This window comes from Streptomyces sp. LZ34, assembly GCF_053890475.1.
Genome location: NZ_CM132680.1, coordinates 10,080,656 through 10,104,848, shown reverse-complemented (window position 1 = coordinate 10,104,848; position 24,193 = coordinate 10,080,656). Strand labels below are relative to the sequence as shown.

The 24,193-nt window shown below is 72.1% G+C and carries 23 protein-coding genes; 17 read left to right on the top strand and 6 right to left on the bottom strand.

Features of this window, described 5'->3' with window-relative positions; translation table 11 throughout:
• The first annotated feature begins 102 nt into the window (after positions 1 to 102).
• The 10 genes from ACWY4P_RS43210 to ACWY4P_RS43165 all read left to right on the top strand — a co-directional run bounded on the left by ACWY4P_RS43210 (position 103) and on the right by ACWY4P_RS43165 (position 11,945).
• Complete coding sequence (locus ACWY4P_RS43210) at positions 103 to 867, top strand: IclR family transcriptional regulator (RefSeq protein ID WP_456206294.1); 765 nt, start codon at positions 103 to 105, stop codon at positions 865 to 867.
• Between the two features lie 262 nt (positions 868 to 1,129).
• On the top strand, positions 1,130 to 1,924 hold the full coding sequence (locus ACWY4P_RS43205; protein WP_456206293.1) for an MIP/aquaporin family protein: 795 nt from the start codon (positions 1,130 to 1,132) through the stop codon (positions 1,922 to 1,924).
• Between the two features lie 47 nt (positions 1,925 to 1,971).
• Complete coding sequence (gene glpK, locus ACWY4P_RS43200) at positions 1,972 to 3,498, top strand: glycerol kinase GlpK (RefSeq protein WP_456206292.1); 1,527 nt, start codon at positions 1,972 to 1,974, stop codon at positions 3,496 to 3,498.
• A gap of 3 nt (positions 3,499 to 3,501) precedes the next feature.
• On the top strand, positions 3,502 to 5,115 hold the full coding sequence (locus tag ACWY4P_RS43195; protein ID WP_456206291.1) for an FAD-dependent oxidoreductase: 1,614 nt from the start codon (positions 3,502 to 3,504) through the stop codon (positions 5,113 to 5,115).
• A 117-nt stretch (positions 5,116 to 5,232) separates the two neighbouring features.
• Entirely contained in the window at positions 5,233 to 5,364 is a 132-nt protein-coding gene (locus tag ACWY4P_RS43190; RefSeq protein ID WP_456206290.1) for a putative leader peptide, read from the top strand.
• Between the two features lie 111 nt (positions 5,365 to 5,475).
• Positions 5,476 to 7,083, top strand: a complete 1,608-nt coding sequence (locus ACWY4P_RS43185) for an ABC transporter substrate-binding protein (protein WP_456206289.1) — start codon at positions 5,476 to 5,478, stop codon at positions 7,081 to 7,083.
• Between the two features lie 23 nt (positions 7,084 to 7,106).
• A complete protein-coding gene (locus ACWY4P_RS43180) occupies positions 7,107 to 8,066 on the top strand; it encodes an ABC transporter permease (protein WP_456206288.1) in 960 nt (319 codons plus the stop codon).
• The gene (locus tag ACWY4P_RS43175) at positions 8,063 to 8,947 is read left to right on the top strand and encodes an ABC transporter permease (RefSeq protein WP_456206287.1); all 885 of its coding nucleotides are present in this window, start codon (positions 8,063 to 8,065) and stop codon (positions 8,945 to 8,947) included. The genes ACWY4P_RS43180 and ACWY4P_RS43175 overlap by 4 nt, the downstream gene beginning before the upstream one ends.
• Positions 8,944 to 10,890, top strand: coding sequence for a dipeptide ABC transporter ATP-binding protein (locus ACWY4P_RS43170; protein WP_456206286.1), 1,947 nt, complete (start codon positions 8,944 to 8,946; stop codon positions 10,888 to 10,890). The genes ACWY4P_RS43175 and ACWY4P_RS43170 overlap by 4 nt, the downstream gene beginning before the upstream one ends.
• On the top strand, positions 10,887 to 11,945 hold the full coding sequence (locus tag ACWY4P_RS43165) for an LLM class flavin-dependent oxidoreductase (RefSeq protein ID WP_456206285.1): 1,059 nt from the start codon (positions 10,887 to 10,889) through the stop codon (positions 11,943 to 11,945). The genes ACWY4P_RS43170 and ACWY4P_RS43165 overlap by 4 nt, the downstream gene beginning before the upstream one ends.
• Here the strand turns inward: ACWY4P_RS43165 and mtnK are convergent.
• The 4 genes from mtnK to ACWY4P_RS43145 are packed head-to-tail and all read right to left on the bottom strand — an operon-like array spanning position 11,929 to position 16,881.
• Positions 11,929 to 13,134, bottom strand: coding sequence for an S-methyl-5-thioribose kinase (mtnK, locus tag ACWY4P_RS43160; protein WP_456206284.1), 1,206 nt, complete (start codon positions 13,132 to 13,134; stop codon positions 11,929 to 11,931). The genes ACWY4P_RS43165 and mtnK overlap by 17 nt on opposite strands.
• A complete protein-coding gene (locus ACWY4P_RS43155) occupies positions 13,131 to 14,177 on the bottom strand; it encodes an ABC transporter permease (RefSeq protein WP_456206283.1) in 1,047 nt (348 codons plus the stop codon). Before ACWY4P_RS43155 ends, mtnK begins: the two co-directional genes overlap by 4 nt.
• A gap of 60 nt (positions 14,178 to 14,237) precedes the next feature.
• Positions 14,238 to 15,791 carry a sugar ABC transporter ATP-binding protein gene (locus ACWY4P_RS43150; RefSeq protein ID WP_456206282.1) on the bottom strand — a complete coding sequence of 518 codons (1,554 nt, stop codon included), beginning with the start codon at positions 15,789 to 15,791 and terminating at the stop codon, positions 14,238 to 14,240.
• The gene (locus ACWY4P_RS43145; RefSeq protein WP_456206281.1) at positions 15,778 to 16,881 is read right to left on the bottom strand and encodes a substrate-binding domain-containing protein; all 1,104 of its coding nucleotides are present in this window, start codon (positions 16,879 to 16,881) and stop codon (positions 15,778 to 15,780) included. The genes ACWY4P_RS43150 and ACWY4P_RS43145 overlap by 14 nt, the downstream gene beginning before the upstream one ends.
• A gap of 326 nt (positions 16,882 to 17,207) precedes the next feature.
• On the opposite strand from ACWY4P_RS43145, the gene ACWY4P_RS43140 reads away from it, so the two are divergent.
• The 4 genes from ACWY4P_RS43140 to ACWY4P_RS43125 all read left to right on the top strand — a co-directional run bounded on the left by ACWY4P_RS43140 (position 17,208) and on the right by ACWY4P_RS43125 (position 19,962).
• Entirely contained in the window at positions 17,208 to 17,795 is a 588-nt protein-coding gene (locus tag ACWY4P_RS43140; protein WP_456206280.1) for a 1,2-dihydroxy-3-keto-5-methylthiopentene dioxygenase, read from the top strand.
• A complete protein-coding gene (gene mtnC / locus ACWY4P_RS43135; protein ID WP_456206279.1) occupies positions 17,792 to 18,520 on the top strand; it encodes an acireductone synthase in 729 nt (242 codons plus the stop codon). Before ACWY4P_RS43140 ends, mtnC begins: the two co-directional genes overlap by 4 nt.
• Entirely contained in the window at positions 18,517 to 19,155 is a 639-nt protein-coding gene (gene mtnB, locus ACWY4P_RS43130; protein ID WP_456206278.1) for a methylthioribulose 1-phosphate dehydratase, read from the top strand. The genes mtnC and mtnB overlap by 4 nt, the downstream gene beginning before the upstream one ends.
• A gap of 336 nt (positions 19,156 to 19,491) precedes the next feature.
• Positions 19,492 to 19,962, top strand: a complete 471-nt coding sequence (locus ACWY4P_RS43125) for a hypothetical protein (RefSeq protein WP_456206277.1) — start codon at positions 19,492 to 19,494, stop codon at positions 19,960 to 19,962.
• 81 nt (positions 19,963 to 20,043) lie between these two features.
• On the opposite strand, the gene mtnA is transcribed toward ACWY4P_RS43125, so the two are convergent.
• Complete coding sequence (gene mtnA / locus ACWY4P_RS43120) at positions 20,044 to 21,075, bottom strand: S-methyl-5-thioribose-1-phosphate isomerase (protein ID WP_456206276.1); 1,032 nt, start codon at positions 21,073 to 21,075, stop codon at positions 20,044 to 20,046.
• A gap of 113 nt (positions 21,076 to 21,188) precedes the next feature.
• Here mtnA and ACWY4P_RS43115 point away from each other — a divergent pair, with 113 nt between their 5' ends.
• From ACWY4P_RS43115 to ACWY4P_RS43105, 3 genes are all read left to right on the top strand, one after another.
• Entirely contained in the window at positions 21,189 to 21,800 is a 612-nt protein-coding gene (locus ACWY4P_RS43115; RefSeq protein WP_456206275.1) for a sulfite oxidase-like oxidoreductase, read from the top strand.
• Positions 21,793 to 22,548: a ferredoxin reductase gene (locus ACWY4P_RS43110; RefSeq protein WP_456206274.1), complete on the top strand. Its 756-nt coding sequence runs from the start codon at positions 21,793 to 21,795 to the stop codon at positions 22,546 to 22,548. Before ACWY4P_RS43115 ends, ACWY4P_RS43110 begins: the two co-directional genes overlap by 8 nt.
• An 81-nt stretch (positions 22,549 to 22,629) precedes the next feature.
• On the top strand, positions 22,630 to 23,301 hold the full coding sequence (locus tag ACWY4P_RS43105; RefSeq protein ID WP_353592749.1) for a FadR/GntR family transcriptional regulator: 672 nt from the start codon (positions 22,630 to 22,632) through the stop codon (positions 23,299 to 23,301).
• Positions 23,302 to 23,366: 65 nt separating this feature from the next.
• Here the strand turns inward: ACWY4P_RS43105 and ACWY4P_RS43100 are convergent, their stop codons facing one another.
• The gene (locus tag ACWY4P_RS43100; RefSeq protein WP_456213257.1) at positions 23,367 to 24,155 is read right to left on the bottom strand and encodes an amidohydrolase family protein; all 789 of its coding nucleotides are present in this window, start codon (positions 24,153 to 24,155) and stop codon (positions 23,367 to 23,369) included.
• Between the last annotated feature and the right edge of the window lie 38 nt (positions 24,156 to 24,193).

Genomic DNA, 24,193 nt, shown 5'->3' with positions numbered 1-24,193 from the left:
GAGGGGCCTTTGATCGTTTACCCTTTTCCCGCTGTACCGCGGGGTCGGCATGGACCGATAGTGTTCAGCATTGTCGAACCGTAGTGTCAGGAGGGGTGTGCGATGGCACGGACCATCCAGTCGCTCGAGCGAGCTGCCGCGATGCTGCGTCTGCTCGCCGGGGGCGAGCGCCGTCTGGGGCTGTCCGACATCGCCTCCTCGCTGGGGCTGGCCAAGGGCACCGCGCACGGCATTCTGCGCACGCTCCAGCAGGAGGGCTTCGTCGAACAGGACGAGGCGTCGGGCCGCTATCAGCTGGGCGCCGAGCTGCTGCGCCTGGGCAACAGCTATCTGGACGTGCACGAGCTGCGCGCCCGCGCCCTGGTGTGGACCGACGACCTGGCGCGCTCCAGCGGGGAGAGCGTGTATCTGGGCGTGCTGCACCAGCAGGGCGTGCTCATCGTCCACCATGTCTTCCGGCCGGACGACAGCCGCCAGGTGCTGGAGGTCGGCGCGATGCAGCCGCTGCACTCCTCGGCCCTGGGCAAGGTGCTGTCCGCGTACGACCCGGTGGCGCACAGCGAGGCGGCCGAGGCCGAGCGCGAGGCGTTCACCCCCCACACGGTGACCTCCATGGCGGGCTGGGAGTCCGTCCTGGACCTGACCCGGGCGCGCGGCTGGGGCTCGGACGTGGAGGAGACGTGGGAGGGCGTGGCCTCGGTCGCCGCCCCGATCCACAACCGGCGGCGGATGCCGGTGGGCGCGGTGGCCGTCACCGGCGCGGTGGAGCGGGTGTGCAAGGAGGGCGAGCTGCGCTCCGATCTGGTCGCCGCGGTGCGGGACTGCGCGCGGGCCGTCTCCCGCGATCTGGGCGCCAGCCGCTTCTGAGAGTTACCGGCTGGTATCTGTCGGTTCGCACCTGCTCATCCCGGTACGAGTTTTCAGTCACACGACCCTTGACCTCAACCTTCACCGTGCAGAAAACTGCCGTTCGTCGGTCGGCATTGTCGAACATCTGACGACAATATTCGCTAGGGTGTGACTCGCCGCAGGCCGACCAGCCCTCACCGAGGGGGCACGGGCCATCGGTTGATCCCCGTGGTACGGCGCTTCCCGGTGTCCATCTGGACGAAGGACAAAGGAGTCGCGGGTGTCCAGCTCCGACATCTTCATCGGCGAGACCATCGGTACCGCCGTACTCATCCTGCTCGGCGGAGGCGTCGTCGCCGGCGTTGTCTTGAAGCGCTCCAAGGCGTTCGGCGCGGGGTGGCTCGCCATCACCTTCGGGTGGGGTTTCGCCGTGCTGACCGGCGCGTATATCTCGGCGCCCCTGTCCGGGGCGCATCTCAATCCCGCCGTGACGCTGGGCCTCGCGATCGAGGGCGGCACGAAGTGGAGCGACGTACCGCTCTACCTGGTCAGCCAGATGCTCGGCGCCATCATCGGGGCCACCTTGGTGTGGGTCGCCTACCTGGGCCACTTCCAGGCCCATCTCACCGACCGCGAGATCGTCGGCGGCCCCGGCGCCCAGGACACGGCCAAGGCCGCCGCCCAGGCGAAGACCGACGCCGGCCCGGTGCTCGGCATCTTCTCCACCGGCCCCGAGATCCGCAACACCGTGCAGAACCTGGCCACCGAGATCATCGCCACGACCGTGCTGGTGCTGGCCATCCTCACCCAGGGCCTGAACGCGGACGGCGAGGGCCTGGGCGTGATCGGCGTGCTGATCACCTCGCTGGTCGTGGTTGGCATCGGCCTCTCGCTCGGCGGGCCGACCGGCTACGCCATCAACCCGGCCCGTGACCTCGGGCCCCGCATCGCCCACGCCCTCCTGCCGATGCCCAACAAGGGCGGCTCGGACTGGGGCTACGCCTGGATTCCCGTCGTCGGCCCCCTCATCGGCGGCGCCATCGCCGGCGGCATCTACGAGATCGCCTTCGCCTAGCCCCACTCCCACCCACCCCCTCTTAACGCGCAGGAGAGCCGCACGCCATGACCGACACCCACTCCACCGGCCCGTTCATCGCAGCGATCGATCAGGGCACCACCTCGAGCCGTTGCATCGTCTTCGACCGCGACGGCCGCATCGTCTCGGTCGACCAGAAGGAGCACGAGCAGATCTTCCCCAAGCCGGGCTGGGTCGAACACAACGCGACCGAGATCTGGGAGAACGTGCAGGAAGTTGTCGCCGGAGCGATCAGCAAGGCCGGTATCACCTCCGCCGATGTGAAGGCGATCGGCATCACCAACCAGCGTGAGACCACCCTGCTGTGGGACAAGAACACCGGCGAGCCGGTGCACAACGCCCTCGTCTGGCAGGACACCCGCACCGACGCCCTGTGCCGGGAGCTCGGCCGCAACGTCGGCCAGGACCGGTTCCGCCGGGAGACCGGCCTGCCGCTCGCCTCGTACTTCGCGGGCCCGAAGATCCGCTGGCTGCTCGACAACGTCGAGGGGCTGCGCGAGCGCGCGGAGGCCGGCGAGATCCTCTTCGGCACCATGGACTCCTGGGTGATCTGGAACCTCACCGGCGGCACCGACGGAGGCGTGCACGTCACCGACGTCACCAACGCCTCCCGCACCCTGCTGATGAACCTCCACTCCCTCGACTGGGACGAGCGCATCCTGTCCTCGATGGAGATCCCGGCGGCCGTGCTGCCCGAGATCCGCTCCTCCGCCGAGGTGTACGGGACCACCGCCGCGGGTGTGCTCGCGGGCGTGCCGGTGGCCTCCGCGCTCGGCGACCAGCAGGCCGCCCTCTTCGGCCAGACCTGTTTCTCCGAGGGCGAGGCCAAGTCGACGTACGGCACCGGAACGTTCCTGCTGATGAACACCGGTGACAAGCCCGTCAACTCGTACAACGGCCTGCTGACCACCGTCGGCTACCGCATCGGCGACCAGAAGCCGGTCTACGCCCTGGAGGGCTCGATCGCCGTCACCGGGTCGCTGGTGCAGTGGATGCGCGACCAGATGGGGCTGATCAACAGCGCGGCCGAGATCGAGACCCTGGCCAGCTCGGTCGAGGACAACGGCGGCGCCTACTTCGTGCCCGCCTTCTCCGGTCTGTTCGCCCCCTACTGGCGGGACGACGCGCGTGGCGTCATCGCGGGTCTGACCCGCTATGTCACCAAGGCGCACATCGCGCGCGCCGTGCTCGAGGCCACCGCCTGGCAGACCCGCGAGATCGTCGACGCGATGACCAAGGACTCCGGCGTCGAGCTCACCGCGCTCAAGGTCGACGGCGGCATGACCTCCAACAACCTGCTGATGCAGACCCTCTCCGACGCCCTGGACGCGCCCGTGGTGCGGCCGATGGTCGCCGAGACCACCTGCCTCGGCGCCGCCTACGCCGCCGGGCTCGCCGTCGGCTTCTGGCCGGACACCGAAGCGCTGCGCGCCAACTGGCGCCGCGCCGCCGAGTGGACCCCCCGTATGGACGCGGATGTCCGCGACCGCGAGTACAAGAACTGGCTCAAGGCCGTGCAGCGGACCATGGGCTGGATCGAAGACGAGGAGTAAGAAATGACCACCCTGCAGAGCGTCCCGGCCCTCGGGACGCACCCGGCTGCCGGTTCGCTGCCGAGCCGCGCCGAAACCCGGGAACAGCTGTCCAAGGCAACGCACGACCTCCTGGTGATCGGCGGCGGCATTCTGGGCATCACCACTGCCTGGCACGCGGCGCAGTCGGGACTGCGGGTGGCCATGGTGGACGCCGGCGACTTCGCCGGCGCCACCTCCTCGGCCTCCTCCAAACTGCTCCACGGCGGTCTGCGCTATCTGCAGACCGGCGCGGTCAAGCTGGTCGCCGAGAACCACTTCGAGCGACGCGCGGTCTCCCGCAGCGTCGCCCCCCACCTGGCGAATCCGCTCACCTTCTACCTGCCGGTCTACAAGGGCGGGCCGCACGGCGCGGCCAAGCTCGGCGCGGGCGTGTTCGCGTACTCGGCCCTCTCCGCCTTCCGGGACGGCGTCGGCCATGTCATCAGCCCCGACAAGGCCGCGCGGGACGTCCCCGAGCTGCGCACCGAGGGCCTCAAGGCGGTCGCGGTCTACGGCGACGGCCAGATGAACGACAGTCGCATGGCTCTGATGACGGTGCGGGCGGCGGTCGAGGCGGGCGCGACCGTGCTCAACCACGCCGAGGTGGTGGGGCTGCGGAAGACCGACGGCCGGGTCACCGGCGCGGAGCTCAAGGACCGCCTGGACGGGACCGAGTTCGGGGTGAGCGCCCGCCTGGTGCTGAACGCCACCGGCCCGTGGGTGGACCACCTGCGCAGGATGGAGGACCCGAACGCGACCCCGTCCATCCGGCTCTCCAAGGGCGCGCACCTGGTCCTCAAGCGCACCGCACCGTGGCGGGCGGCGCTGGCGACCCCGATCGACAAGTACCGCATCACCTTCGCCCTCCCCTGGGAGGACATGCTGCTGCTCGGCACCACCGACGAGGAGTACGAGGGCGACCCGGCCGACGTCCGGGTGAACGAGAAGGACATCGCCCAGATCCTCGACGAGGCCGCCTTCTCCATCCGGGACCAGCAGCTCTCCCGCGACCTGATCACCTACTCCTTCGCCGGGCTGCGGGTGCTGCCCGGCGGCCCCGGGGACACCGCCAAGGCCAAGCGGGAGACGGTCGTCACCGAGGGCCGCGGTGGCATGCTCTCCATCGCGGGCGGCAAGTGGACCACCTTCCGCCACATCGGCCGCACCGTCATGAACAAGCTCGCGCAGCTGCCGGGCCACCCGCTCGCGGACGACATGGAACCCATATCCCAGCTGCCCAAGCACGTCCCGCTGCCGGGCCTGGCCAACCCGCACGCCGTCGCGCACCGGCTGCTGGTGGACGGCGGCACCCCCGGTCCGCGGATGGCCGCGGACACCGCGCGCCACCTGGCCACGCACTACGGTTCGCTCGCCTTCGACATCGCGCGGCTGGCCAACGAGGACCCGGCGCTCAGCGAGCGGATCCACCCGGACGCCCCGGAGATCTGGGCCCAGGTCGTCTACGCCCGCGACCACGAGTGGGCGCAGACGGCGGACGATGTGCTGCGCCGCCGCACCACGTTGACGATCCGTGGACTGGACACTGAGGAGGTGCGCGCCCAGGTCCAGGAGGTGCTGGACAGCCGCGCGGCCTGACATTCCCGAACGAGGGGGAGGCTCCGCTGCGGAGCCTCCCCCTCGGCGTACGGCGGTCCGTCTCAGGTGGCGAACCGGATCTTCTCAGAGCGGTGTCGCCCCTGGTACGTTCCGTGGGTGCCTTCCGACGCGCCGTACCGCCCGATGACCGCCAGGGACATCTCCCTGCGCGGCGCGGTCCGCGCCCGCTTCTCCGCCCGCCGGCACATCGATCTGCACCGCGTCTCCAGCGCGATCTGTCAGGCCTGACGGCTCCTCACCGCCGCACGGCCTTTCCCTTCGTTTCGCGATTCCCTTCGCGTTTTGCTTCGCGATTCCCTTCGCGGTTCTTTTCGCTTCGCTTCCTGGAGACGTATCCCCATGTCCGGCTCACGCCGTCGCTTTGCCCTGTTCGCTGCCATCACGGCGCTCTCGCTCGCCGCCACCGCCTGCTCCTCCTCGGCCGGCGCCGACGGCTCCGGGGGTTCGGCTCCGCGCTCCGGCGGCCATCTGACCTTCGCCCTCTCCTCGGACCCGACCTGCGTCGACCCGCAGCAAGTGGGGAACAACGACGCCATCTACCCGGCCCGGCAGTTGGTCGACTCGCTCACCGACCAGGACCCGAAGACCGGGAAGATCGTGCCCTGGCTGGCGAAGTCGTGGGAGATCAGCAAGGACGCCACCACCTTCACCTTCCATCTGCGCGACGGCGCCACCTTCAGCGACGGCACCCCGGTCGACGCCCAGTCGGTCAAGGACAACTTCGACGGCATCGTGCGGCTCGGCGCCAAGGCGGTCCTCGGCACCAGCTATCTGGCGGGCTACAAGGGCACCACCGTCGTCGACAAGCACACCGCCAAGGTCGAGTTCAAGGCCCCCAACGCCCAGTTCCTTCAGGCCACTTCCACCTTCACCCTCGGCCTGCTCGCCAAGTCGACGGTGAAGCTGCCCGCGACCGAGCGCTGCACGGACAACCTGATCGGCTCCGGGCCGTTCGAACTCGTCGACTACACCCCCAACAAGTCCGTCGAGGAGCGCAGACGCGCGGGCTACCGCTGGGGCTCCTCGCTGTGGCACAAGAAGGGCCCGGCCTATCTCCAGCGACTCTCCTTCAAGGTGGTCCCCGAGTCCGGGGTGCGCACCGGCAGCCTCCAGTCGGACCAGGTCGACGCCATCGGCGGGGTCGCCCCGCAGGACGAGGACGGGCTGAAGAGCACCGGCTTCACCCTGCTCAGCCGCGCCAACCCCGGCCTGCCGTTCGCCCTCACCGTCAACGCGGGCCGCCCCGTCACCAAGGAGCTCGCGGTCCGCCGGGCGATCCAGCTCGGCGTCAACCGCAAGGAGGTCACCGACACCGTCCTCAGCAGCCGCTACAAGCCCGCGACCAGCGCCCTGGCCGGCACCACCACCGCGTACCAGGACCTGGGCGGGCGGCTGCGGTACGACCCCGCCAAGGCCGGGAAGCTGCTGGACGGGGCCGGCTGGCGGCCCGGGCCCGACGGCATCCGGGTCAAGGACGGCCGGAAGCTCTCCCTCAAGGTGGTCTGGGCCACCAACTTCGGGCCCAACCAGACCGCGCTCGAGCTGCTCCAGCAGCAGCTGAAGAAGATCGGCGTACAGCTCACCCTGAAGTCCGTGTCCATCGGGGACTACGTCGCCGTGCGGCAGAAGGGCGACTACGACTACTCCTGGGGCAACACCACCCGCGTGGACCCGGACATCCTGCGCACCGCCTTCTCGAGCAAGCTGCTCAACCTCTCCCACCTCGACGACCCCGCCCTCGACGCGGAGCTGGACAAGGAGTCGGCGGCCGCCGATCCCGCGAAGCGCGCCGAGCACGTCGCCCGCGCGCAGGAGATCGTGCTGGACAAGGCCTACCAGGTCCCGGTGTTCGAGCTGACGACCGTGCTCGGCCTGTCCCCCAAGGTCCACGGCCTGGACTTCGAGGCCTCCTCCCGGCTGCAGTTCCACGACACCTGGCTCTCCTGAGCAGAGCGAACAAGGGGATCACGATGACGCGCTATCTCGCGTATCGGCTGCTGCAAGCGGTGTTCGTGCTGTGGGCTGCCTTCACCACCTCCTTCGTGGTGCTGTACCTGCTGCCCGGCGACCCGGTCTCGATCATGGCCGCGGGCGGCGCCGACACCAATGACATCAGCCCGGAACAGCTCGCCGAGGTCAAGCGGGCGTACGGCTTCGACAAGCCGCTGATCGAGCAGTACGGCACCCGGCTGTGGGACGCGCTGCACGGCGACTTCGGGATCTCCGTGCAGAGCGGCGACCCGGTCGGCCATCTGATCGCAGGACAGCTGCCGGCCACCCTTCAGCTCACCGGGGCGGGGCTGCTGCTGGCCACCGTGCTGGGGGCGGGGGTGGCGCTGGCCGCCACGTACACCCGCCGCCACTGGCTCCGCCAGGCCCTGCTGTCGCTGCCCGCGCTCGCCGTGTCCGCTCCGCCGTTCTGGGTCGGTCTGGTGCTGGTGCAGGTGGTGTCGTTCCGGTGGGGGCTGCTGCCGGCCATCGGCAACGAGGGGTTCGACAGCCTCGTACTGCCCGCGATCACCCTGGCCCTGCCCACCGGGGCGGTCCTCGCGCAGGTCTTCGCCAAGAGCCTGCGGCGCACCCTCGCCGAGCCGTATGTGGAGACGGCGCTGGCCAAGGGCGCGAGCAGAGCGCGGGTCCACTTCGGACACGCCGCACGCAACGCCGCGCTGCCGCCGCTGACCGTGGCGGGGGTGCTGGTCGGCAACATGCTGGCGGGGTCGGTGATCGTGGAGACCGTCTTCTCGCGCACCGGCATCGGGCGGATCACCGCCTCGGCCGTCACCACGCAGGACATTCCGGTGGTGCAGGGTCTGGTGGTCTTCGGCGCGGTGGCCTTCGTCCTCGCCAACCTGGTGGTGGACCTCGTCTATCCGCTGCTCGACCCGCGCATCACCACCGCCCGGACGGCATCGGCGGTGGCCCGATGAGCGGCACGGCGGGCCTGCTGAACGGCGCCGATCCGGCAGTCCGTACCAGCTCCCCCGGCCGGGCCCGGGCCCGGTTCTGGCTGCGCCGCCCCGGTCTGGTGCTGTCGGTGGCGGTGCTCGCGTCCGTACTCCTGGCGGCCTTCTTCCCCGGCCTGTTCACCGGGCAGGACCCGCTGTCCGGCGTCCCCGCCGACAAGCTCCAGCCACCCAGCTGGGACCATCCGTTCGGCACCGACCAGCTGGGGCGGGACCTGTTCGCGCGCGTGGTGCACGGCTCGGCGCTCTCGCTCAAGGCGACCGCGCTCGCCGTGGCGGTCGGGCTGGTCGTCGGCTCGGGCCTGGGGCTGCTGGCCGGGTATGCGGGCGGGCTGGTCGACGACGCGCTGATGCGGGTCGCCGATGTCCTCCTCGCCATCCCCAACCTGCTGCTCTCCCTGGCCCTGGTCACCGCGCTCGGCTTCGGCACGGTGAAGGTGGCGATCGCGGTGGGGATCACCAGCGTGGCGAGCTTCGCCCGCATCATGCGGTCGGAAGTGCTGCGGGTGCGCGAGGCCACGTACGTCGAGGCGGCGCGGTCGGCGGGGGCGCGCCGGGGTTCGGTGCTCTTCCGGCACGTGCTGCCGAACGCCTCGGGGCCCGTGCTGGTCTTCGCGGCCGTCGAGTTCGGCACCGTCGTGCTCGCCGTCTCCGCGCTCAGCTTCCTCGGCTACGGCGCCGAGCCGCCCACCCCCGAGTGGGGCTCCCTGGTCTCCGGCGGCCGCAACTACCTCGCCACGGCCTGGTGGCTCACCACCCTGCCTGGCTTCACCATCGCGGCCACCGTGCTGGCCGCGGGCAGAATCTCCCGCGCGCTCGACGGGGAGAGCGAGGAGACACGATGACGGCAGACACTCCGCCCGCACCCCTGCTGTCGGTCCGCGGCCTGCGGGTCTCCTACCGCACCCGTACGGGGACGCTGGCCGCGGTGCGCGGCGTGGACCTGGACGTGGCGCCCGGCGAGGTCGTCGCGGTCGTCGGCGAGTCCGGCTCCGGCAAGTCCACCACCGCGCACGCGCTCATCGGTCTGCTGCCCGCGGGCGGCCGGCTGGAAGGCGGCGAGATCCGCTTCGACGGCACCGACCTGGCCACGGCCGGCGACGCCGTGCTGCGCGCCCGGCGCGGCCGCGACATCGGGCTGATCCCGCAGGACCCGATGGTCTCGCTCAACCCGGTGCAGCGGATCGGCCGGCAGGTCGCCGAGGTGCTGGAGATCCATGGCCTGGCGGACCGGGCCGCGGCGCGCGCCGAGGCGGTGCGGATCCTGGAGCAGGCCGGGCTGCCGGACGCCGCCGTACGGGCCCGGCAGTACCCGCACGAGCTGTCCGGCGGGATGCGGCAGCGGGTGCTGATCGCGATCGCGGTGGCCGCCCGCCCCCGGCTCGTGATCGCCGACGAGCCGACCAGCGCGCTGGACGTCACCGTGCAGCGGCGGATCCTGGACCACATCGAGACGCTCACCCGCGAGTCGGGCACGGCGATGCTGCTGATCACCCACGACCTGGGCGTGGCGGCGGACCGCGCGCGGCGGATCGTGGTGATGTCGCGCGGCGAGGTCGTCGAGACCGGCCCGGTGCGGGAGGTCCTGGATTCCCCGCGCCACCCGTACACGCGCGGCCTGCTGGCAAGCGCGCCGAGCCTGACGAGCGCCCGCCACGCGGCTCCGGGCCGGCTGTTCGGTGGCCGCCGCGCGGGCGCCCCGGGCCCGGCGGGCGCCTTTTCGGGCGGGAGCGTGGGCCGGCAGGGCCCGCCGAGCGACCACACGGACAGGCACGACCCGGACAGCGCGCCGAACACCGCCCGCACACCCGGCCCCGCGGGCGACTCCGGTCCCGCGGGCCGCCACGGTCCGGCCGGGCTGTTCCGTGGCCGCCGGGCGGCTCTGCTGTCCGGCGGCGGCCGCCGCTGGGCGCGGGGGTGGCCGGGCCCGGGGCCGGGTGGTGAAGGGCAGGGAGCGAAGGTCGGCGCGGCGGCGGGGGGCGACCTCGTCGTGGTCGAGAACCTGGTCAAGGAGTTCCCGCTGCCGCGCGGCAGCGGCGGCGCGAGGACGCTGCTCGCCGTCGACGACGTCAGCTTCCGGATCGGCCGCGGCGAGACGTTCGCGCTGGTCGGGGAGTCCGGGTCGGGCAAGTCCACCACCGCGCGCATGGTGGTGCGGCTGGCCGACCCGACGGCCGGGCGGGTGTCCTTCGACGGGCAGGACATCACCTCCCTGTCCGGTGGCGCGCTGCGGCGGCTGCGGCAGCGGATGCAGATCGTGTACCAGAGCCCGTACGCCTCGCTCGATCCGCGCTTCTCCGTCGCCGAGATCATCACCGAACCGCTGCGCGCCTTCGGGGTCGGCGGCCGCAGGGAGCGGCCCGCCCGCGCGGCCGAGCTGCTGGAGCGGGTGGCGCTGCCCGGCTCCGCGCTGCGCCGCAAGCCTGCCGAGCTGTCGGGCGGCCAGCGGCAGCGGGTGGCCATCGCGCGGGCGCTGGCACTGGGTCCCGACCTGGTGGTGTGCGACGAGCCGGTCTCCGCGCTGGATGTGTCGGTGCAGGCGCAGATCCTGGATCTGCTCGCGGAGTTCCAGCGCGACCTGGGGCTGAGCTATCTGTTCATCTCCCACGACCTGGCCGTGGTACGGCAGGTCGCCGACCGGGTCGCGGTGATGCGCGGCGGCCGGGTCCTGGAGACCGGCCCGACGGAGGACGTCTTCGGCTCGCCCTCCCACCCGTACACCGAGGAACTGCTCGCCGCGATCCCGGGCTCCCGGCACGCGGTCGCCGCAGCGGGAAGGACATCATGAGGTTCTCCGTACTGTCCCTGATCGGCCACGCCCCGCATCCCCTCACCGGTGAACTCCCCTCTCCCGCCGAGCGGTTCGAGGAGGTCGTCGAGACCGGCGTGGCCGCCGAGCGGCTGGGCTTCGACGCGTACGCGGTCGGCGAGCGGCACGCGGGGCCGTTCCTGTCGTCGAGCCCGACGGTGGTGCTGGGCGCGCTGGCGGCTCGTACGTCCCGGATCAGGCTGCTCACCGGCGTGACCGTGGTCGCCGTCCTGGACCCGGTGCGGGTCGCCGAGGACTACGCGACGCTGGACCAGCTCTCACGCGGCCGGCTCGAGCTGGTGGTGGGCAAGGGGGCGGAAGCCGGGCACTTCGACCTGTTCGGGCTCGACGAGGCGCGGCAGTGGGATCTGCAGGCCGAGAAGTACGAGCTGCTGCGGCGGCTGTGGCGGGAGGAGAAGGTCACCTGGGAGGGCGAGTTCCGGCCGCCCCTGAAGGACGTGACGACCGTGCCCCGCCCGTACGACGGGCCGCCGCGGGTCTGGCACGGCTCGGCGACCAGCCTCAACTCTCCGGAGCTCGCCGCCAAGCACGGCGACCCGCTGTTCACCGCCAACGCCATCCAGCCGCGCGAGGCGTACGCGAAGCTGATCCGCCACTACCGGGAGCGGTTCGAGGCGTACGGGCACGACCCGCGGCAGGCGCATGTCGCCGCGGGCTCCGGCGGGCTGCTGATCGCGGACACCGTCGAGCAGACGATCGCGCGCTACAAGGACCTGTACGAGGAGCGAGTGCGGCAGTCCTTCAAGCCCCATCTGGCCGACAAGCCCGGCTACAACACCCCGTTCCGCACCATCGAGGACGCGATCGAGAACGGGCCGCAGCTGATCGGCAGCCCGCAGTCGATCATCGACAAGATCCTCGGGTATCACGAGGTGTACCGGCACGACCTGCAGTCGGTCACGGTGGACGGCCTGGGCCTCGGCCCGGTCGAACAGCGGGAGACGCTCCAGCGGTTCGCCGAGGAGATCGCCCCGGTGGTCCGCCGCGAGGCGCCCTCTACGCTGTGGAGCTGACCTCCTCGACCAGCGCCCGGACGCCGACGGCGTCCGGGACGCGGTCGCGGCCCAGGATGAGCTCGCGGCCGAGCAGCAGGGCGCGGCGGGAGGCGGGGCCGGGGTCGGGCAGCGTGGTCAGGTCGGTGAGGTGGGCGAAGCCGATGACGCGGCGGATGATCTCCGTGCCGGCGAAGCCCAGGCTCTCGGACCACACCTGGGCGAGGAAGCGGTCCAGGTAGGCGTCGTCGAAGAAGGTGTCGACCCGGGTCGGCCACAGCCTGCGCAGCTCCGCCTCGAAGGCGTCCCAGCTCAGGGCGAGCTGGTGGGCGTGGTCGCCCGGGGTGCCGAGCGCGTCGGCCCGCAGCTCGGAGACGAGGGTATTGCCCCAGTACAGGCCGAGGTCGAAGCCGACCGGTCCGACGAAGGAGAACTCGGGGTCGAAGACCCGGACCACGTCGGCGCCCCGGCGGGTGCCCACCATGACGCTGCCGGTGTGCAGATCGCCGTGCAGCAGGGCCTGGGCGCTGGTCATGAAGATGTGCCGCAGGGCCGCGACCTCGGTGCGCAGCGCGGTGTCGGCGCGGAAGGCGGCGGCGAGGTCGTCCAGGCTGTCGTGCCAGTGGTTGTGTTCGTGCTCGAGGTAGGGCTCGCTGAGCACCACATCCTCGGTGATCTTGCACAGCTCGGGGCTGACCGAGGTGGCGATGAGCTCCTTGCGGGCGGCGGAGGCCATGCCGAAGTCGCTGGTGGCGAAGGACAGCGCGGCGACGAAGGCGCCGATGTGGCGGGAGACCGCGCCGTAGCTCCCGCCCTCGTTGAGGTGGGTCCGCAGCACCCGCAGGTCGGACATGTCCTCCATGGTGAGGGCGTAGTTGTCGGTGTCGTAGCCGTGGATGGCCGGGATGGTGTCCGGGGCGACGGCGGCGACCTGGCGGTAGGCGCGGGCCTCGGCGTCGGCGCGGGCGGGGCTCATGGGCCAGGAGGGGCCGGCGACGCGGACCCATGGCAGGGCCTGTTTGACGGCGAGGCTGCGGCCGCCGCCGGGGGCGCGGGCGATGAAGACCCGGTTCATGTTGCCGTCGGAGACCTCGTGGACCTCGATGGCGTCGCCGTTCCAGTGGCCCTGGCCCCGCAGGTAGTCGGGGATGTCCTCGGGCTCCAGGACGCGGTAGGCGGGCGGGGCGTCGGTGTGCGGCGGGTGTGTCATCGGCGGTTTCCTCGGGACAGGGTGAAGCTGAAGACCAGGGCGAGGATCAGGACGGCGCCCTCGACCACGTCCTGGGTGTAGTACGGCAGGCCCTTGATGGTCAGGCCGGTGGTGATGACGCCGATGAGGACGGCGCCGAGCGCGGTCCCCCAGACATTGGGCTTGCCGCGGCCGAGCACGGAGGTGCCGACGAGCGCCACGGCGACCGCCTCCAGCAGTTGGGAGGTGCCGGCGGAGACATCGCCCTGGCCGATCCGGGAGGCCAGGATCAGGCCGCCGACGGAGGCGAGGACGCCGGACAGGACGTAGGCGAGCGCGCGGTAGGCGCCGACGCGGACGCCGGCGAGCCGGGTGGCCTCGGGGTTCGACCCGATCGCGTACAGCACTCGGCCCCAGCGGGTGCGGGAGAGGAAGATCCAGGCGGCGAGGGTGAGTCCGGCGAAGATGACCACCGAGATCGGCACCCCGGCGACGGTGCCCCGGTCGATGGACAGGAACCCTTGCGTGAACTTGCCGGGTGCGGTGGTGCCGTCGTCCAGCGTCATGCCGGGCGAGATGGACTGGCCGTCGACGAGGATCAGTTTCAGGCCCTGGACGACGAACAGGGTGCCGAGGGTGGCCAGCATGTCGGGGACCTTGAGGACCACGATGAGCAGGGCGTTGACGAGTCCGACCAGCGCGCCCGCCGCGATCACCGCGAGCACGGCGACCGTGCCGACCTGGTTGTAGACCACCATCGTCTTGGCGGCGACGGTCACGCCGAGCCCGGCCACGGCCCCCACCGACATGTCCATTCCGCCGACCGCCATGGTGAGGGTGACGCCGAGGCCGAGGATCGCGGCGACAGAGACATAGCGGAGGGTGTCCAGGAGCGTCGCCGAGTCACGGAAGGTGGGCTCGGTGAGCGAGAAGAACGCGAAGAGGGCGACGGTGACGAAGATGAAGCCGTAGGTGACGACGGCGCCCTGGACGCGCTGACCGGCGCCCGCCGCGGCCGTCTTCCCGGCCGTCACCGGCGGGGCGGTGGAAGGGGTGAGGGTCATCGCAGGGCCTGCTTCTTCCTTCGTCTTCTCATGCTGCTTCCGGTGTGGTTTTGCGCGGTGTCACACGGCTGCCGAGATGGCCCGGATGACTTGGTCGCGCTCGGCGTCGGCGCCGTACGCGTCGAGGCGGATCTCGCCGTCGGCGAGGACGACGACGCGGTCGGCGACTTCAAGGACCTCGTCGACGTCGGCGCTGAGCACGACGACGGCCGAGCCGTCGGCGGCCAGCGCGCGGGCACGGCGGCCGATGTCACGGCGGGCGCCGATGTCCACGCCTCGGAACGGCTCGTCCAGCAGGAGGACGCGGGGGCGCTCGGCGAGCCAGCGGCCGACCACGACCTTCTGCTGGTTGCCGCCGGAGAGCTCCTCGACCGGGCTGGTCTCGTCGCGGGTGACGACGCCGAGTTCGCCGATGGTGCGGCGGCCCAGCTCGGCCTCCTGGCCACGCCGTACCAGACCGGCGAGGGAGAGGTTGGACAGGAACGGCAGCGAGATGTTGCGCGCCACCGACCAGCCGGGGATCAGCGCGTCCGCGTGCCGGTCCTCAGGCACCAGGTGCACGCCGCTGCGGATGGCGTCGGCGGGACGGCGCGGCCGGTACGGCTCGCCGTCCAGTTCCAGCTCCCCCGCGCGGAACGGCTCGGCGCCGAACACCCCGCGGGCCAGCTCGGTCTTGCCCGCGCCGAGCAGCCCCACCATGCCGGTGACCTCGCCCTCGCGCAGGTCCAGGTCCTGGGGCAGCCGGCCGGGCAGCAGCGGCACGCCGCGCAGCGAGAGGGCTACGGCCCCGCCGCGCCCGCCGTCGGCCGGCCGGGCGGTGGCCGCGGCCTGCGGCTGGGCGAGCATGGCGCGCAGCGCGCGGTCCCAGTCGAAGGGCCGCGCGAGGTCTTCGGTGAGACGGCCGTCTCGCAGGACGACCAGTCGGTCGGCGAGCGAGTCGATCTCGCCGAGCCGGTGGGAGACGTAGAGCACCGCGATCCCGTCGGCCCGCATCCGCTCCACGATCGCGAACAGCCGCGTCGCCTCGGCCGCGGACAGGGCCGAGGTCGGCTCGTCGAGGATGAGCAGCCGGGGGCGGGTGGACAGGGCGCGGGCGAGGATCAGCAGTTGCTGGTCGGAGATGCCGAGCTCGGCGACGTCTCGGCGCAGCAGGTCGGTGGACCAGCCGAGGTCGAGGGTGTCCTGGATCTCGCGGGCGCGGGCGAGGAGCTGACGGGGCTTGAGGAACGGGTTGCCGCCGCGCTGGGCCAGTTCCTCGAAGACCAGGTTCTCGGCGACGGACAGGCCGGGCACCACGCCCTCGCCGATCCGCTGGTGCACGGTCCGGATGCCGAGCGCGTGGGCGGCGGCGGGCGAGGGCAGCGCGGCGGGTTCCCCGCCGACCAGGACCTGGCCGCTGTGTCCGGCGTGCACCCCGGAGAGGATCTTGATCAGGGTGGACTTGCCCGCCCCGTTGGCCCCCAGCAGCGCGACCACGCTGCCAGGGGCGATGCCCAGGGACACCGAGGTGAGCACCGGCTTGCCACCGAAGGCCATGCCGACCTCGCGCAGCGAGACCGCGGGCACGTCCGCGGCGCCGGCCCCGGATTCAGCCGTCGGCTCAGTGGGCGACATTGGGGATCCAGTCCGCCGTGCTGACCTTGCTGAGGTTGAGGGCGGGGAGCGCGGAGCGCAGCTGGTTCAGATTCTGGATCTTCTTGCTCACCAGGAAGTCACGGGTGATCGCGACGGCCGGGAATTCGACCGACTCCGTCTTCAACTGGCCCGCGAGCTCAAGGGCGGTGGTCCGGACGACGGCGGCGCCGACGGCGGAGGGGTCGGTGCCCGCGGTGGCGACCCAGGGGCTGTTCTTCTCGGTGATGACCTGGATGTCGGCGTTGGACACATCGGCGCCGAAGACCTTGACCTTGCCCGCCAGCTTCTTGTTCTGGACGGCCAGGACGGTGCCCTTGGCCAGCTCGTCGTACGGGGCGAAGATGCCCGCGACGCCGGAGTGCTGGGTGAGGGCGGCGCTGACCAGCGGGACGTTGTCGGTGGCGGTGGAGTCGGTGACCTTGCCGACCTTGAAGGCCTGCTTCCAGCCGTTCTCGGTGACCCGCTTCTTCCAGACGGTGTCGCGCTTGTCGAGCGCGGCGTATCCGGCGACGTTGACGTAGCCGACCTCGGCCTTCTTGCCGAGCTCCTTGGCCATCACGTCAAGGACGGCGTTCGCCATGCTGGCATCGTCCTGCTTGGTGGACACGACCGCGGGGTTCTTGGTCTCGACGTCGTAGACGACGACCTTGATGCCCTTCTTGACCGCCTTGTCGATCTCCGGCTGGATGGTCGCGGGGAAGCCGTGGTCGACGATGATCGCCTTGGCCCCGGAATTGATCGCGGCCGACAGGTCGGTGGCCTGCTTGGCGTTGTCCGCCTGGGCGTCGTACACGGTGAGGTCGATGCCGAGCGCCTTGGCCTGCGCCTTGGCGCCGTTGCCCCACTGCTCGAAGTAGTCGCCCGCGCCGCTCTGTCGGACCAGGGCGACCTTGACCTCCCCCTGGTCGAAGGGCGCCGGCTTCTTGCCGGTCGCCGCCTTCGCCGAAGCCGGGGTGTCCCCGGAGGACTTGGCGTCCGAGGCGGAGGAGGACTGGGAGCAGCCGGTGGCGACCAGGGCGGTGAGCGAGACGAGGGAGGCCGCGGCGAGGGGCAGTCTGGAGCGGGACATGGGGATCTCCGGGTGATGCGGCAGCGCGGGGGCGCGCCGGGGGTGACACGAAGGGGACGGGAAGGACTACGGCGGCAAGGGTCAGCTACAGCTGGCCGTAGTCGTCCGAAGGAGATCCACGTACAGCCGCCGAACGAGCAGCAGCGTCTTCATGACCACATCATGAGAACGGTTTCAGCCACTCGTCAAAGGTCAGAGCGTCGCTTCTCACCCCCTGAGACGCGTTCTTCCTCACACCTCCCGATACGTCAGCTCCGGGTTACTATCCGGCTCCTGCCCCCTTCCGGATGTCGCCTCCGCATCTCGTCTCCCTCTTGGAGTCCTCGATGACCCTTCTCACCACCTGGCCGGAGTCCGGCCCCGCCAGCGTCGTACGCCGCACCGACGACCCCGCCGAGATCGCCGCGGCGCTCGCCCCGCTCGGCGTGCGGTACGAGCGGTGGCCCGTCCGCGAGGACGTACCGAAGGACGCCGGCAGCGACGCCGTCTTCGCCGCCTACCGCGCCGAGATCGACAGGCTGGTCGAGGAGGAGTCCTTCGCCACCGTCGACGTGGTCGCCCTGCATCCGAGCGACGATCCCGAGTGGCCCGAGAAGGCCAAGGCGGCGCGCGAGAAGTTCCTCAGCGAACACACCCACGACGATGACGACGAGGTCCGCTTCTTCGTCGCCGGCGCGGGCGTCTTCTATCTGCACATGGGCGGCGAGGTGCACGCCGTCCTGTGCGAGGCGGGCGACCTCCTCGGCGTGCCGCGGGGCACCACGCACTGGTTCGACATGGGCGCCGCCCCGTCCTTCACCGCCATCCGCTTCTTCCACGAGGAGGACGGCTGGATCGGCAACTTCACCGGCAGCGAGATCGCCCTGCGCTTCCCCGACTTCGACGCGCTGCGGGCCGGGCGGACCGCCGCGTGAGCGCTGCCGCCTCCTTCGCCGACCTCGACTCGGTGGTGCTCGACATCGAGGGCACCACGAGCGCCACCGGGTTCGTCGTCGATGTGCTCTACCCGTACTCGCGCGAGCGGTTCGGGGCGCTGCTGGCCGAGCGCGGCGCGGAGCCGGCGGTGCGCCGGGCGGCGGACCAGGTCCGCGAGGCGGCCGGCGAGCCGGCGGCCGACGCCGCCCGGATCGAGCGGATTCTGGGGGCCTGGCTGGACGAGGACCGCAAGGCGACCCCGTTGAAGACCCTTCAGGGCATCATCTGGTCGGAGGGGTTCGCGCGCGGCGAGCTGGTCTCGCACTTCTACCCCGACACCATCCCGGCGCTGCGCCGCTGGCACGCGGCGGGGCTGCGGCTGCACGTCTACTCCTCCGGGTCGGTGGCCGCACAGCGCGCGTGGTTCGGCCACACGCCCGAGGGGGATCTGCTCCCCCTCCTCGACGGGTTCTACGACACGGAGAACGCGGGCCCCAAGCAGTCCCCGGAGTCCTATGCCGCGATCACCGCGGCCATCGGCACCGACCCGGCCCGCACCCTGTTCCTCTCCGACCGCCCCGGCGAGCTGGACGCGGCCCGCGCGGCGGGCTGGCGCACCGTCGGCGTACGGCGCCCGGGCGAGCCGTACTTCCAGCAGGGCGTCGGCGACCATCCCGAGGCCGCGGGCCTCGACGAGATCACCCTCACAAGGAGCACCCCGTGACCGAGACCGCGGACCCGCAGAACCTGGCGGCCTTGGAGCGGGCCGGAGGCGTACTGGCCGCCGAGGCGGCGCGCTTCGCGTCGTTCGGCTGGATGCGCGGCACGTCCGGCAATCTGTCGGTGGTGCTCTCGCGTGATCCGCTGCGCCTGGCGGTCACCGCGAGCGGCCGGGACAAGGGCGAGCTCACCCCCTCCGACGTGGTGCTGGTGGACGCGGCGGGGGCGGCTGTGCCGCTCCCGGACGGCCGCGCGCCGGGCAGGCCTTCGGCCGAGGCCGCGCTGCACGCCCGCGTCGCCCGGCTGACGGGCGCGGGCGCGGTGGTCCATGTGCACACCGTCGCCTCGGTGGCCCTCGGCCGCCGCCACCCCGGCGGGCTGGTCTTCAAGGACCTGGAGATGCTCAAGGGCGTGGGCCAACCGGCGGAGGACGTGGAGGTCACCCTGCCGGTGATCGCCAACAGCCAGGACATGGGGGTGCTCGGCGACCGCCTGGAGCAGGCCCGCGACCCCCGGATGCCGGCGGTGGTGGTCGCGGGGCACGGGCTGTACGTCTGGGGGGCGGATCCGCGGCAGGCGCGCCACCACACGGAGGTCGTGGAGTGGCTGCTGGAGCTGGAGCTGGCGGGCGGCCGGTAGGCCGCATGCCCGAGGCCCTGGCCCGCCCGGGGGCCGGGGCCGCCTCGCGGACCGCCAACTGACCCGCCAGTAAAAAATCAACGAATCGCTCTTGCGTTCTTCGATGGCGCGCGCATCAATAACAGCGCCCCTCCTGACGGTCAGTCAGGGTTGGTAACGGTCCGCGCGAGGCCCGAGCCGCAGCCCCGCGTGATCTCACCCCCCGCACCGCGCACACGTACGCAGCGACGCGCCCTCGGGCGCGCCGGGATCCCGCCGCGCCTCGTGTGCGCCGCTCCAGGCAATGACGCAACCAGCGGCTAGGCAGGCACTTCCCCCACACCGGAAGGCAGTCCCATGAGACGCATGAAACTCGGGATCGGCACGGCACTGGGAGCAGCGGGAATGGCCATGGGCGCGCTCGCGCTGGCGCCGACGGCCACCGCGGTCACCCCGACCACCGCGACCCTGACGGCCGACTGCGGAACCTACGGCTCCGGCCTGGCCACGCTCACGGCCACGCAGAGCGGGACCTCCGCGACCATCACCCTGTCCTCGGGCGCCATCAAGGCGCCCATCGACGTTCCGGCGGGCTCGGTCAACTCGACGCTGACGCTGTCGAAGAACGGCTCCGGAACCACCACGTTCACCGGCAACTCCAACCCGGCCATCAAGACCGGGGCCGACGTGACCACCGGCCCGCTCAAGGGCACGGTCGCCGCCGGTGACAAGCTCGAGGCCAAGTCGCTGAAGCTGGTGATCTTCGGCCTCATCACCGTGAACTGCACCGCCACCTCGGCCCAGTCGCCGGGTCCGTTCGTCTTCTGATCGCGTACAGCTCGTCCAGGCACCATGTGATCGTCAGCGGACCGGCGTCCACCCCGGCAGGGGACGCCGGTCCGCTCGGCGTCAGGCCAGATGTTCGCCCGGCAGCTCCCCTGCCGCCACCTCGAGCACCCCGCGCTCGGTGACCAGCGCGGTGACCAGCCGTCCGGGCGTGACGTCGAAGGCCGGGTTGTGTCCGCGCGAGGCCGCCGGGGCGGTGCGCACCCCGCCCCACTCCAGGACCTCACGCTCGCCGCGCAGCTCGATGTGGATGTCCGCGCCGCTGCCGGTGGCCAGGTCGACGGTGGTCATCGGGGCCGCGACCAGGAACGGGATACCCGCGTCGGCGCAGGCCAGGGCGATGCCAACGGTGCCGACCTTGTTGGCGGTGTCCCCGTTGGCGGCGATACGGTCCGCGCCGACGATCGCCGCGTCCACCTCCCCGCGCAGGATCGTGCCCGCGGCCGCGCCGTCGGCCTGGACGTAGTGCGGGATGCCCTCGTGGGCCAGCTCCCAGGCGGTGAGCCGGGACCCCTGCAGCAGCGGGCGGGTCTCGTCGGCGTACACCACCTCCACCAGGCCGCGCGCGTGCAGCTCCCGCACCACGCCGAGCGCGGTGCCCCAGCCCGCGGTGGCCAGGGCGCCGGTGTTGCAGTGCGTCAGCAGGCGCAGCGGCCGGTCCGCGGCCACCCGCTTCACCAGCCAGTCGGCGCCGTACGCGCCCATGGCGCGGTTGGCCCGCTCGTCCTCGCGCAGCACGGCGTGCGCCTCGGCCAGCGCCGCCTCCCTCCCCTGGTCGAGCAGCGGCAGCACCCGGTCCACGCAGACCGCCAGGTTCACCGCCGTCGGCCGGGCCTCGCGGACGCGCGAGACGGCCTCCAGGAGCGCGGTACGGTCCCAGCCCTCGCGCTCGGCCTGAAGTGCCGCCAGGACGACGCCGTACGCCCCGGCGGCGCCGATGGCCGGGGCGCCTCGGACGACCAGCCGCTGGATGGCCTCGACCAAGGTGTCCACGTCGCCCACACGAAGCCGCTCCAGGCGGCCCGGCAAAGCGGTCTGGTCGATCAGCCACAGGCCGTCTTCGGCCCACTCGACGGCACGCAGTTGCTGGCTCACGGGACACACTCCTGGAGGTACGGAGGGGGTGGCGCCACCGTACATGAGCTGCGGGAACCACACTGCGAGACGCAGGCGCGGCGGGCCGGGGACGGTGCTAACCTCCAGCCCTCATGAGCACCACTCGCGGCTTCACGGGCCGGGCCCGCGCCGCCGGCCCCGACCCCCGGCTGCCGCCAGGGCAGTACGACGCGGGCGACGCCTTCCCCGTACTCGCCGCCGAGGTCACCCCGCGGCTGACCGCCGCCGACCTGACCTTCCGCGTCGACGGCCTGGTGGCCCGGCCCCGCATCTGGGACCACGAGGAGCTGCGGGAGCTGCCGCGCGCCGAGTACCACGGCGACATCCACTGTGTGACCGGCTGGTCGAAGTTCGGGGTGCGGTTCGCCGGGGTGAGCCTGGACGACCTCCTCGCGCAGGCGGGTCCCGCGCCCGACGCGACCCACGCGATCGCCTACTCGCACACCGGCTACACCACCGACCTGGCGCTGACGGACCTGACCGGCGGCCGGGCCTGGATCGCCTTCGAGTACGACGGACGGCCGCTGGCGCCCGAACACGGCGGCCCGGCCCGGCTGCTGGTGCCCCACCTCTACTTCTGGAAGAGCACCAAGTGGATCGCCGGGCTGCATCTGCTCGACCACGACGAGCCCGGCTTCTGGGAGCGCAACGGCTACCACCGGCGCGGCGACCCCTGGCGGGAAGAGCGCTACGCCGGTGACTGACGCCCCGGCCGTGCCGGCCTTCGTGCCCGACACCGCGTTCGCGGTGCCGGAACGGATCGTGCCCAGCAACCGCGCCGCCGCCCGCTGGCAGCCCGCGCGCATCGCCGCGATCCGCCGCGAGACTCCGCGCGCCGCCACCTTCCGGCTCGCGCTGCCCCACTGGACGCCCCATGTGCCGGGCCAGCACTACATGGTGCGGCTGACCGCGCCGGACGGCTACACGGCACAGCGCCACTACTCGGTCGCCTCCCCGCCGGACGACGAGGGCTTCATCGAGCTCACCGTCGGCCATGTTGCGGGCGGCGAGGTGTCCGGCCATCTGCACACCACCGCGCGCCCCGGCGACACGGTGGAGGTGCGCGGCCCGCTCGGCGGCTTCTTCGCCTGGCCCGGCGACCGGCCCGCGCTGCTGCTGGGCGCGGGCACGGGTGTGGTGCCGCTGATGGCGATGGTGCGCCACCACCGGCGCCGCGGACTCACCGTGCCGCTGCGGCTGATCGTCAGCGCCCGCACCCGCGAGGATCTGCTCTACGCCGGCGAATACGGCGCGGAGACCACGGTCGTGCTGACCCGCACCGCCGGGCGCCTGTCCGCCGCCCATCTGGACCGCTATCTGCCGGGCGGCGACCGGGAGGCGGACTGGGAGGCATACGTGTGCGGCGGCAGCGGCTTCGCCGAGCACGCCTCCCGGCTCCTGGTCGACGGAGGCCGGCCGGTGAACCGCATCCGTATCGAACGCTTCGGGTGAGTGGCGGGCAAACGACAACAGGCGCCATGGAGGCGCCATAATGGGGACAGACATCGGATGTCTGAACCGGGGAGGTCCATCATGGCGGTCACCGACGAGGCGATCGAAAAGATCAAGGGCATGATCGTCTCGGGTGCGCTGCGCCCGGGTGACCGGCTCCCGAAGGAGAGTGAACTCGCCTCCGAGCTGGGCCTGTCCCGCAACTCGCTGCGCGAGGCGGTGCGCGCCCTGTCGCTGATCCGGATCCTGGACGTGCGCCAGGGCGACGGCACATACGTCACCAGCCTGGATCCGCAGCTGCTGCTGGAGGCGCTGAGCTTCGTCGTCGACTTCCACCGGGACGACACGGTGCTGGAGTTCCTCGCGGTCCGGCGCATCCTGGAGCCCGCGGCCACGGCGCAGGCCTGCGCCCGGATCAGCGACGCCACGCTGGACGCGCTGGGCGCGCAGCTGGACGCGCTCGGGCCGGAGCCGTCGGTGGAGGAGCTGGTCGCCTGCGACCTGGAGTTCCACCGGGGCATTGTCCAGGCCTCGGGCAACTCGGTGCTGTGCTCGCTGCTGGACGGCCTGTCCGGGCCCACCACCCGCGCCCGCGTGTGGCGCGGGCTGACCCAGGAGGACGCGGTCAGCCGCACGCTGCACGAGCACCGGGCGATCCTGGGGGCGCTGCGGGACCGCGACGCGGAGGCGGCGCGGTCCTGGGCGACGGTGCACGTCGCGAGCGTGGAGCAGTGGCTGCGCTCCACGCTGTGACGAGGCGTTCAGGCCGTACGCGGTGACGACGTACGCGGTGACTACAGGCGGGGCCGTACGCGGTGCTACGCGTTCAGGCCGTACGCCCGGACCGCCGAGCCCCCGAAGACCGCCGCCCGCTCCGCCTCCGTGAGGCGGAGCGTGGCGCGGTCGGCGAGGGCGACCACCTGGTCGTACGTCGCGGCGAGGGTGCACACGGGCCAGTCGGAGCCGAAGAGCACCCGGTCGGGGCCGAAGGCGTCCAGCACCTGCCAGGCGTAGGGCAGCACCTGCTCCGGGAGCCAGGAGTCCCAGGCGGCCTCGGTCACCAGGCCGGAGAGCTTGCAGACGACGTTCGGCAGGGCCGCCAGCGCGGCCAGCTGCCGGTCCCACGGCTCGCGGGCGCCGCTCGCGACGGGCGGCTTGGCCGCGTGGTCGAGCACGAAGCGCACCTCGGGCAGCTCGCGGACGGCGTCGATGGCCGCGGGCAGCTCGCGCGGGGTGACCAGCAGGTCGTAGGCGAGGCCCGCGTCGGCCAGGTGGGTCAGCCCGCGGCGGACGTCAGGGCGGTCCAGCCAGCGCTGGTCGGGCTCGTCCTGGACCTGGTGGCGCAGGCCGACCAGGCGGTCGCCGCCGGGCGCCGCGCGCAGGGCCGCGAGCACGTCGGGCAGGGCGGGGTCGATGAGATCGGCCCAGCCCACGACGCCCGCGACGCGGTCCGACGCGCCGGCGACGGCGAGGAGTTCGAGCGTCTCCTCGTGCGAGGAGCTGGACTGGACCACGACCGTGGCGTCGACGCCGTGCGCGTCGAGCTGCGGCTCCAGGTCTTTCAGGGTGAACGTACGGCGGATCGGGTCGGCCCAGGGGCCGTCCATCCACGGCTGTTCACGGCGGGCCAGGTCCCACAGGTGGT